This window comes from Synechococcus sp. Cruz CV12-2-Slac-r (assembly GCF_024346075.1).
GTDB lineage: Bacteria > Cyanobacteriota > Cyanobacteriia > PCC-6307 > Cyanobiaceae > Synechococcus_D.
The window spans coordinates 1-10,137 of record NZ_JAGQEK010000058.1 but is presented as its reverse complement, the minus strand read 5'-3'; the positions used below and the strand labels follow the sequence as shown (position 1 = coordinate 10,137).

Genomic DNA, 10,137 nt, shown 5'->3' with positions numbered 1-10,137 from the left:
CAGCATGAAAGAGACATATTCCGTTTACTAATCAGCGTTAGTGGCGTTGGCCCCCAGGTGGCAATGGCCTTGATGGGGGCAATGCCCGCAGCTGTTCTTGTGGAGGCCCTTCAACAGGGAAATTTGGCGTTGTTAAGCAGTGCTCAGGGGGTTGGTAAACGCACCGCAGAGAGATTGTCGCTGGAGTTGCGTCAGAAATTAGAGCGCTTTGAGCTGCCTCTGGCTAATACCAGCAAGCAAAAGTTGCCCATCAACCTCGAGAAGGAACTGGAAGAAATGCTCTGCGCTCTGGGTTACGGAGTTCTGGAAATTCATGAAGCTCTAAAGACTGTTGGCCCCCTGCTCAGTAAAGAAGAAGCCAGCAGCAGCGATGCCTGGTTGCGAGAAAGCTTGCGTTGGCTTGGGCGATTAGCCAATTGAAGTTACCCCTAGGAGTTATGCTGATCGATTGCACCGATTCGGGCCACTCTCCCGCATGCCGCTCAACACAGAAAAGAAGCAAGAGCTGATAAACAGCCATCAAACCCACGGCACAGATACCGGTTCGGTTGAAGTGCAGGTGGCCATGTTGAGCGAGCGCATTAGCCAGCTCACAGGACATCTACAGGCCAATAAGCACGATTTCTCCTCAAAACAGGGGCTATTGAAAATGCTTGGGCGACGCAAAAGCCTGCTCAGCTACCTAAAGAGCCAGAGCAGTGAACGCTATTCAACCTTGATAGTGAAACTAGGTATTCGGGGTTAAAGGCAATGGCAGATGGTTTCGCTGATCAAAACGAGCAGCGCACACCACAGGCAGCAAAGGAAGCCAAACCAGCTATCCCGCAAACGGTGTCTAACCGTATGGCACGGCGTATTGCCATATCAACTGGCATACCCACAGTTATGGGTATGGGCGTATTCGTTGCAAGCTATTTACTGATTAGCCAAAAAATTCTTGATATTCCCCCAGGGATCACATTGGTTTCTTCGGGGGGATGTTTTTTATTGGGCTTAGTGGGGCTCAGCTATGGCATTTTTTCTAGTAGTTGGCTTGAACAACCTGGTTCAATTCTAGGTTTTGAGCAGATAAAACCAAATATCAAGCGGTTGCGCAGTGGCGCAGACTCACCTGAAAAGCAGCAGCGCTGAGGCTTGCGGCGGCGGCATCAGCATCGCTTACACAAAATTGGTGGCCAAGCCGAACAAAACAATGGCCATCGTTGCTTTGAATTTCTGCTACCACAGGAGTGCGCTCCCCTGCAGATTCAGTATCTACTCGATAGAGCTGCAGACACTCTCTCAATTGATGCTGAACAGTTATATCGCCCGCTTGTTGTTGATTTAATTTAACCATTACAAGACGCAAATCATCAATTAGTGCCACATCATCAACAATTAATTGAACACGATCATCACGTCTATCTACCTGTGCCCATAGCAATAAGCGGGCATCTACCATCAAATGATCCACAAGGCGTGCATAGGTCTTTGGAAATACCACAGCTTCTGCGCTGCCGGTGAGATCCTCCAGTTGCAAAATTGCCATTCGATCGCCCTTACGGGTAGTTACAAGTTTGATCTCTGGCACCATTACGAGCGCAGAAATTCGACTGCGATCGAGCTGATCCTCCAATTGCCCTAAACCAACAGGAGACAACAAACGGCTTGTGGCGCGTAATTGTTTAAGGGGATGATCAGAAAGATAAAAGCCAACTAATTCCTTCTCAAGCCGTAATTTTTCAGTGGGGGCATAATCCGCTACCGGAGCGGCCTTTGGAGCCGTGCCATGCACATCAATCGCCCCTGCAACCGCGCCTCCCCCAAGCAAATCAAGCAAACTGCCCTGGCCGCTTGCCCGGTCTCTTGCTCTTGAGCCGGCCCAATCAAGCATCAAATCAAGATCAGCCATTAATTGGGCGCGATTTGAATTCGCTATTAACGAATCAAGGGCGCCACAGTGAATTAACGATTCCAACGCCCTGCGATTTAGCACACTTACGCTTGCCATTCGATCGCAAAGATCGGCTAAAGATTTAAAAATACCTTCTTTCTCTCGCGAAAGAAGCAATGTGCGTATAGCGCCATCGCCCAGATTACGAATTGCAGATAAACCAAATAAAATTTTATCCCCCTGCGGAGTAAAATCAATCCCAGAACTATTAATATCAGGTGGCATAACTTCAATACCCATTGCATTGCAATTAGATATGTAGCGCTGAACCTTATCCGTAATGCCCGAATTAACAGTTAACAATGCCGCCATATATGCCACTGGGTAATGGGCTTTTAAATAAGCGGTTTGGTAAGTAACAGCTCCGTAGGCAGTGGAATGGCTTTTATTAAAACAATATTCCGCAAAAAGTACCATTTGATCAAAAAGGGTGTTTGCAACTTGATCAGCAACATCCTGTTTGATGGCACCTTGTACAAATTGAGTGCGGTGTTTTTGCATCTCGGAAACTTTTTTCTTTCCCATCGCCCTTCGTAGTAAATCAGCCTCTCCCAATGAATATCCAGCTAGATCTTGGGCAATGCGCATAATTTGTTCTTGATAAACCATAATTCCATAAGTTTCCTGCAATATTGGTTCTAGTTTTGGGTCAACAAATTCAATTAACTCACGGCCATGCTTACGGTTAATAAATTTCGGAATCAAGCCTGCATCGAGAGGCCCCGGACGATATAAAGCCAGTATCGAAGAAATATCTTCAAGTGAAGATGGCTTCAAATCTCTAACAATTTGCCTCATACCACTTGATTCCAATTGAAATATTCCCTCCAGATCACCTCTTGCCAGCAAGGCGTAGGTAGCGGAATCATCTGCCGGTAAATCGTCTGGATCTATCCGAATTCCAGAGTGCTGACGCACAAGTTGTAATGTTTTATCAATCATCGTGAGATTTTTAAGGCCAAGAAAATCCATCTTTAATAGGCCCATGGATTCCACATCCTCCATGAAATATTGGGTAATTACTTGGCCATCATTGTTGCGCTGAAGAGGCACTAGTTCGTCTAGGGGATCAGCTGCAATCACCACCCCTGCAGCATGAACTCCAAAACTTTTGTTTGTTCCCTCAATTCTCCTAGCTAAATCAATCCAATGTTTAACTGCAGGGTCATTTTTATACTTGTCACGAAATTCGGGCGCCGGCGAATCTTCGCTGATCATTTCGTCTAAATTAGCGGGCTTGCCTCGCACAACTGGTATTAACTTTGCGAGTCTATCGGCATCACCATAAGGAATATCAAGAACACGTGCCACATCTTTAAGGACAGCCTTGGATGTCATGCGGTTAAAGGTTATTATTTGCGCCACCTTATCTTCACCATAGCGCTTTGTTACATAGTCAATAACTTCACCCCTGCGCTCTATACAAAAATCGGTATCAATATCAGGCATAGATTTACGCTCTGGATTTAAAAAGCGTTCAAATAGCAGCCCATGTTGCACCGGGTCTATATTTGTAATACCTAGGGCGTAGGCCACTAAGGAACCGGCCGCAGAACCCCTGCCGGGCCCTACGGGGATGCCATTATCTCTTGCAAAACGGATGTAATCCCAAACCACAAGGAAATAAGTAGGAAACCCCATCTGATCCATTACCTGCAATTCAAAATGCAATCTTTCAAGATAGGTTGTATCAATTTTTTCAAGTTCTGTAATTTCCAAACGACCCCGCAAACCTTTTTCAGCAATTTCCGTGAGATAACCAACAGGGCTATAACCATCAGGTATGGGAAAGTTTGGCATTTGATACCTACCTAAAATATTATATTCTTCAACTTTATCTGCCACTTTAAGCGTATTATCTAAAGCTCTTTGCACCAGTTCAGGCTCTAGATGATCTACGAATAATTTCTCCATTTCTTCTCTACTTTTAATATACTCAGTTCCCGTATATCGAAGTCTTTTCTCGTCGCTAATTAATTTTCCGGTTAAAACACAAAGCAAAGCATCATGGGCTTCCACATCTAACGCGCTGAGATAATGAGCATCATTTGTAGCGATTAGTTCGATGCCGAGTTCAGCAGACAACTTTGCTATACCAGTATTAACAATACGATCTTCCGGGGAGCCATGATCTTGGATTTCTAAATAAAAATCGTCTTCAAATACATCCTTATACCAACTAGCCACATCTTTTGCTACATCATATCTTCCTTTGAGTAATGCTTGAGGTATTTCTCCGCCCATACACGCAGTTGCAACAATCAGTCCCTCTCGATGGGCTTTTAAGATTTGCTTGTCAATGCAAGCCCTTGAAAATATACCCTTACCCCTCATACCTTGCAAATGGCTGATGCTAGTAAGTTTTACTAAGTTGCGATAACCAATTTGATTTTTCGCAAGCACTACCAAATGATATCTACGTTCCTTTTTTAGTTGTGGATCCTCAATGCTGCCATTAACCACATACATTTCATTGCCAATTATCGGCTTAATACCGGCCTTTGTGCATAACTTAAGCAGCTCGATTGCCCCATACATAACACCATGATCTGTAATGGCTACTGCTGGCATGCCCAATGCCACGGCCCTCTCCACCATGGAGGGCAATTGCGTGGCCCCATCTAGAAGGCTGTAGTCGCTGTGGTTATGAAGCGGAACAAATGACAAGGAAAACCACCAGCCCTAGTGTGGGCAGCTTACCTAGCTCCACCAGATATGGCGCTTAGCTGAGTGCCAATGGTGCAAAAGGCCTACTTTTCATTACGGCGGCCTCCTGCTCGTATTGATGGGCCACCTGAAGCAGTTTTGCCTCTTCCAGCACAGGTGCCATTAATTGCAAACCAATCGGCAAGCCGCGTTTATCAAAGCCGCAGGGCACGCTAATGGCGGGGATACCTGCCAAATTTGCTGGAATTGTTAGTAGATCGGCAAGGTACATAGCAATTGGATTATTGCTGTGTTCACCAGCCTTAAAGGCGGTGGTGGGGGATGTGGGGGTGAGTAGAAGGTCTACCTGCTGAAAGGCATTATCGAAATCTTCTCTGATTAAGGTGCGCACTTGTTGCGCTTTGCGGTAGTAGGCCTCGCCGTAGCCAGCAGATAGGGCATAGGTTCCAATCAAGATGCGTCTTTGCACCTCAGCGCCAAAGCCATTAGCCCTTGTAAGGGATGTCATTGCGCTCAGGCTTTCGCCATTAGCAGTCCGTTTGCCGTATTTCACGCCGTCGTAGCGAGCTAAGTTCGCAGATGCTTCAGATGGTGCAATTACGTAGTAGGTGGCAATCCCTGCCTTGAATCTTGGGCAACTCAAATTCACCAAACTGCAACCAAGACTCTTCAGCACAGCTGCCGCTTCACGTACAGAGGCTTCCACGTCAGGATTCAAGCCCTCGCCAAATGCTTCGGCAAGAATCCCAATTTTTATGCCCGTAAGGGGCCTGTTAAGGCCTTCTAAATAATCCGGAACCGGTAGATCGAGGCTGGTGGCATCTAGGGGATCATGGCCCGCAATTACCTGCAACATCAAGGCTGCATCTGCAACCGAGCGCCCAAATGGCCCCACCTGATCCAATGAACTAGCAAAAGCCACCAAGCCCCATCTACTCACCCTGCCGTAGGTGGGTTTTAGACCCACAACACCGCAGAAACTCGCTGGTTGCCGAATAGAACCCCCGGTATCTGATCCCAGAGCAACATCACACTGCCCAGCAGCTACAGCAGCAGCACTACCTCCAGAACTTCCACCTGGCACAAAACTGGGATCCCAGGGATTTGCTGAAGCCCCAAATGCTGATGTTTCAGTGGAACTACCCATTGCAAACTCATCAAGATTGGTTTTACCAACCAACACACCACCTGCATCCCATAAACGTTGGGTAACCGTTGCTTCGTAGGGGGGGATGAAATCTTCAAGCATGCGGCTTGAGCAGGTGGTTTTAATCCCCTTGGTGCAGAGATTGTCTTTAATCCCAATGCTTACGCCAGCCAAAGCTCCCGGGTTTTTACCAGATGCTTTTGCTTGATCAATACGCTCAGCGTCTGCCATCGCTCGCTCCTGAGTGAGCGATACAAAAGCTTTTAATTGCGGCTCAGTTTCAGCAATACGAGCAAAAGTTGCTTCGGTATGGGCCTTGGCCGATTGCAAACCCTGATCAAAGGCAGCGCGCCAGAGGCTAATAACCATCTCAAAAGCAAAACTGCAGCGACGCTATCAGCAAGGCGACAAAAGTTTGGATTTAATTTTGCTGCTCAATCGTGAACGGCTCTCCGCGGCGGGTTCGCACGAGACGATGCTCCAAAACCGCAGGCGCCTCACTGCGTAGATCAGCAAGAAAAGCCGGTAATTTCGCTTCCAAGGTATGGCGGCGCACATAGGGTCCAAACCAGTAAATAACGTCTGGTTGGCGGGTATCAACCCTCGCCCACCAAGCCAAACCCAAGGCATTGGCAGTGGCACGAAGGGGAGCAGAAAAAAGACCCATCTGTATGCGACAAGCGCAGCTATTTTGACCGCACAGAGGCCCTAAAGGCGAATCTCTGCGCTGAATCCGTCACCTATTTGTTCATCTGAAGGAGTAGCAATGGCTTCAGCTGGAGCTGTTTGCAATTGAACTCTTTGCAGGCGTGGAGCGGGATCTTGGCCATGAATGCCAGCCATCCAACCCCTCCGGGCCAATTCGTAGAGCAGTAAAGCCGTTGCAACCGCTGCATTCAAATTTGGGGTTACCCCACGCAATGGAATACGAATTAATTGGTCGCAATGGCGGCGAGTAAGCATCGAGAGACCATTTCCCTCTGAACCGGTAACCACCACCAAAGGCCCATCTAAATCTGCATCCATCAGAGGAACGCTGCCCTCTTCTGCTAATCCCACTACCCGGTAACCGTTTTGCTTAAGGGTTTCCAAGGCTCTATTTAGGTTCACTACCCGCGCTACTGGGAGATGCTCCAAGGCGCCTGCGGCAACCTTGGCAACTGAACCGGTTAAGCCAGCACTACGCCGTTGCGGTAATACCAGGCCATGGGCACCAAGGGCCTCAGCGCTGCGCACAATTGCGCCAAGGTTCTGGGGATCTGTAAGCCCATCAACCGCCATCAACAGCGGTGCTTCCCCGAGTTGGCTGCAGCCCTCTACAAGAGTTGATAAATCAAGGGTTTCAGCTGCAGCCGTTTGAAGCACAATTCCTTGATGAACGGCACCACCACTGAGTTGTGCCAGCCGAGCCCAGGTAACTTCCTCAACCAACACCCCTGATCCTTTGGCTTCCCTAAGCAGCTGTAGAAATCGGCTGCTGAATTTCATTTCTGGAGTGCACCAGATTCGATGAATTGGCCTGCCACTTTCAAGGGATGCCAAGGCGGAATGCCTTCCCCAAACGAGATCGTCCACCTCAGGACTGGAATTGCTATCGGCTGTGGGCTCCAGCACCGGTTCTGAGCTGTAACGCCTTTCACCGGGCGCGGAAAAGCGCCTACCCCTAGCTGAAGGGGCCGGGCGATCAACCCTTAGACGCTCTGGCCTAACTCGCTCTACGCCGGCACGCTCAGGTCTGGATCGTTCTGGCCGAGATCGCTCGAAACGTGGCCTTTCAGGGCGAGGAGATTCGCTATCAAATCGATCTAAACGTGGACGTTCGGAACGGTTAAAACGCTCAGGCCGAACCACTCCCCGCTCTGGTCTACCTGATCTTTCTGGTCTATCTGATCTTTCTGAAGGTCTATCTGAACGATCAAAACGGCGCCCAACCCCCCTCGCCGGGCCATCAGGACGGCTGAAGGGCCGCCTTGGGCGTTCTCCTTTGGGTCTATCTGGACGGGGAGCCATGGCGCAGGGGGCAGGGAGAACCTGGCTCAAACAGATTCATACCGGGCCATCAAGGGTTGAATCCTGAAAATGGCTTAGCAACTCTTGGAGTCGCGCCGGATTGCACAGATAGAGCCAGCCAACCATTGTCTCAAACCCTGAGGCCCGTCCATAGATAGCTGGCTCAACCCGCCGAGGTCCTCGACCTGCAGCGTTGCGGCCTTTACGAACCCAATCAAGCTCCGCTGCGTTCAGATGTGGCTCAAGAAACGCCAAAGCTGCGCTTTGCGCTTCAGCTCGCACATGATCAACACCAGCTCGATGTAGCTGATGGGCACTGGCCTGATAGCGCACCAGGCGGGAACGCTGATGCAACTCCCACACGGCATCGCCAAGCCAAGCCAATTGGGCAGGCCCGGGCAACTGCATGCCAGGGGGAGGTTTAGGCAGAAGCAAAGCTGCTCAAAGCAGTGGGCAAATCAGGTTGAAGATTAAGGAAAGCTTCCAATCGCACCAACTTCACGGTTTGAACTACCCGGCTGTTGCCCACCACAAAAAATTTCTGTTTTGCTTCATTGCGCTGCTTGGCAATTTGCACCAAAGCACCAAGCCCTGAGGAGTCGAGGAAATCAACACGGCTCAGATCAAGCACTAAGGGCAATTTTGATTTAGCCACATATTCACTTACAAAATCGCGAAATTGTCGCTCTGAATAAGCGTCCAGCTGGCCGGTAAAACTGAACAGTAGATAGCGCTCTTTAAGTTCAAATCCACCACGGAGAGAAACCGTGAGTCGCTGCAATTCAGTGATGGCTCCAGTCCTCAACAGCAGAAATACCCCTAAGGGCGCTCAATCTTATCCATAGAACGCCTCTGTGCCATCAATGCCACAAATTTGGCGAAATGATGATCGGCGTCATGGGGGCCGGGGGATGCCTCCGGGTGATATTGAACCCCAAAAACAGGTTTATGCACCAGCTCGATGGCAGCCACAGTGCCGTCGTTCAAGTTGTGGTGGGTAATTTTTATGAGGCTGGAATCCAAACTTGAGGCCTCCAATGCGAATCCATGGTTTTGGCTGGTGATCTCCACAAGACCGTTGCCACCACAGGGATGATTTAAGCCTCGATGGCCGTAACCGAGCTTGAAACTTTTAGCGCCGAGGGCTAGGCCAAGAATTTGATGCCCCAAGCAAATGCCAAAAATGGGCAAATTATGTTGTTCAAGTAAGCCGCGGGTTAGTTCAATCCCGCCATGAACTGCAGCGGGATCTCCAGGGCCATTCGAGAGGAACACACCCTCAGGCGCCTGTTCAAGCACCTGCTCCAAGTTGCTTGTAGCTGGCAGCACCACAAGCTCACAACCGTGGGAAGCGAGCCGCTCAAGAATTGCTCTCTTTATACCGAAATCAATTGCCACCACACGATATGGCTGGCTGGGCTGGGCTCTTAGCCGCTGATCAAATTCCACATCAGTGGGTTGATGCCATTTGTAGGCAGTTGCAGTTGAAACCCTTGCCGCCAGGTTCAACCCCGTCATGGAAGGGGCGGATCGCACCATCTGCAACAAGTTTGCCGCTGTAGTGCCGTCGTTGCTAACTGCACCATTGATTGCTCCCCCTTCCCGGAGATGACGCACTAAAGCGCGGGTATCAACGTTGCATAAGCCAACAACACCATGGAGCTTGAGCCAATCCGGCAAGGTGGAGCAAGCCCGCCAATTGCTGGCAAGGGGTGAAATTTCTCTACTAATTACCGCCTGCACAGCAGGAAGATTTGATTCCATATCAGAGTTGTTAACTCCGGTATTGCCAAATTCTGGGTAGGTGAAGGTAACAAGCTGACCTGAATAACTGGGATCGGTGAGTACCTCCTGGTAACCGCTCATCCCCGTATTAAAAACAACTTCACCGATAGCAGTGCCGCAGGCACCAAAACCCCTGCCCCGCAAAACGATGCCATCGGCGAGCACAAGCAATGCTTCCATCAGCTACGGCGAAGATTCTTGGTGTTTAAGAATCATCCCTCAACGGGGTTTAAAGCATTGCGCAAGGCGATTAAGCATTGCCAAGGGGCTCCTTTGCTAAGGCTTGATAGAGCCAACTCCAATCCATCGCGCCAATGGGGCACAGAGCCACTACACCACAGAACAAGTGCACTATTAAGGGCCACCACCTCTCGCTGCGCTTGGCTTCCAGCCCCCTGCAACACCTCTTGCAAGATTTGTTTATTAGTTGATAGATCACCACCCGCTAAGGCCTCCAGGGGCGCAATACCAAGACCAAGGGAACTTGGATCCAACAATTCAGCCCGCAGCTCACCATTTTCAAGAATTACCAATTCACTGGGGCCTGAAAGGCTCGCCTCGTCTAAACCGCCGTGGCCGTAAACCACAACAGCCC

The 10,137-nt window shown here is 49.4% G+C and carries 10 protein-coding genes and 1 pseudogene; 3 read left to right on the top strand and 8 right to left on the bottom strand.

The genetic code is table 11. The annotated features are described in order from the left end of the window. The 3 genes from ruvA to KB557_RS06205 form a co-directional block, all read left to right on the top strand. The coding region (gene ruvA / locus KB557_RS06215) for a Holliday junction branch migration protein RuvA (protein WP_255132368.1) at nucleotides 1-420 on the top strand (420 nt) is incomplete at its 5' end. Nucleotides 421-475: 55 nt separating this feature from the next. Continuing rightward, nucleotides 476-745 carry a 30S ribosomal protein S15 gene (gene rpsO / locus KB557_RS06210; protein WP_255132365.1) on the top strand — a complete coding sequence of 90 codons (270 nt, stop codon included), beginning with the start codon at nucleotides 476-478 and terminating at the stop codon, nucleotides 743-745. A 5-nt stretch (nucleotides 746-750) separates the two neighbouring features. Next, entirely contained in the window at nucleotides 751-1,131 is a 381-nt protein-coding gene (locus KB557_RS06205; protein WP_255132363.1) for a PAM68 family protein, read from the top strand. Here KB557_RS06205 and KB557_RS06200 read toward each other — a convergent pair. From KB557_RS06200 to KB557_RS06165, 8 genes and pseudogenes are all read right to left on the bottom strand, one after another. After that, the gene (locus KB557_RS06200) at nucleotides 1,082-4,600 is read right to left on the bottom strand and encodes a DNA polymerase III subunit alpha (RefSeq protein WP_255132361.1); all 3,519 of its coding nucleotides are present in this window, start codon (nucleotides 4,598-4,600) and stop codon (nucleotides 1,082-1,084) included. The genes KB557_RS06205 and KB557_RS06200 overlap by 50 nt on opposite strands. Before the next feature lie 55 nt (nucleotides 4,601-4,655). Then, nucleotides 4,656-6,116, bottom strand: coding sequence for an Asp-tRNA(Asn)/Glu-tRNA(Gln) amidotransferase subunit GatA (gatA, locus tag KB557_RS06195; protein ID WP_255132359.1), 1,461 nt, complete (start codon nucleotides 6,114-6,116; stop codon nucleotides 4,656-4,658). A 52-nt stretch (nucleotides 6,117-6,168) separates the two neighbouring features. Next, complete coding sequence (locus KB557_RS06190; RefSeq protein ID WP_255132357.1) at nucleotides 6,169-6,414, bottom strand: DUF1816 domain-containing protein; 246 nt, start codon at nucleotides 6,412-6,414, stop codon at nucleotides 6,169-6,171. A 41-nt stretch (nucleotides 6,415-6,455) separates the two neighbouring features. Continuing rightward, nucleotides 6,456-7,757, bottom strand: coding sequence for a 23S rRNA (guanosine(2251)-2'-O)-methyltransferase RlmB (gene rlmB, locus KB557_RS06185; protein WP_255132355.1), 1,302 nt, complete (start codon nucleotides 7,755-7,757; stop codon nucleotides 6,456-6,458). A gap of 36 nt (nucleotides 7,758-7,793) precedes the next feature. Next, complete coding sequence (locus tag KB557_RS06180) at nucleotides 7,794-8,165, bottom strand: Mini-ribonuclease 3 (protein WP_255132371.1); 372 nt, start codon at nucleotides 8,163-8,165, stop codon at nucleotides 7,794-7,796. 13 nt (nucleotides 8,166-8,178) lie between these two features. Continuing rightward, entirely contained in the window at nucleotides 8,179-8,562 is a 384-nt protein-coding gene (locus KB557_RS06175) for an STAS domain-containing protein (protein ID WP_255132353.1), read from the bottom strand. Between the two features lie 14 nt (nucleotides 8,563-8,576). Continuing rightward, entirely contained in the window at nucleotides 8,577-9,722 is a 1,146-nt protein-coding gene (gene carA / locus KB557_RS06170; protein ID WP_255132351.1) for a glutamine-hydrolyzing carbamoyl-phosphate synthase small subunit, read from the bottom strand. Nucleotides 9,723-9,754: 32 nt separating this feature from the next. Beyond that, a pseudogene (locus KB557_RS06165) lies at nucleotides 9,755-10,137 on the bottom strand (anthranilate phosphoribosyltransferase); the annotation flags it as partial.

Coding starts and splice junctions, on each gene's coding strand:
- rpsO (WP_255132365.1), top strand. CDS start 476: ATGCCGCTCAACACAGAAAAGAAGCAAGAGCTGATAAACAGCCATCAA.
- KB557_RS06205 (WP_255132363.1), top strand. CDS start 751: ATGGCAGATGGTTTCGCTGATCAAAACGAGCAGCGCACACCACAGGCA.
- gatA (WP_255132359.1), bottom strand. CDS start 6,116: ATGGTTATTAGCCTCTGGCGCGCTGCCTTTGATCAGGGTTTGCAATCG.
- KB557_RS06190 (WP_255132357.1), bottom strand. CDS start 6,414: ATGGGTCTTTTTTCTGCTCCCCTTCGTGCCACTGCCAATGCCTTGGGT.
- rlmB (WP_255132355.1), bottom strand. CDS start 7,757: ATGGCTCCCCGTCCAGATAGACCCAAAGGAGAACGCCCAAGGCGGCCC.
- KB557_RS06180 (WP_255132371.1), bottom strand. CDS start 8,165: ATGCAGTTGCCCGGGCCTGCCCAATTGGCTTGGCTTGGCGATGCCGTG.
- carA (WP_255132351.1), bottom strand. CDS start 9,722: ATGGAAGCATTGCTTGTGCTCGCCGATGGCATCGTTTTGCGGGGCAGG.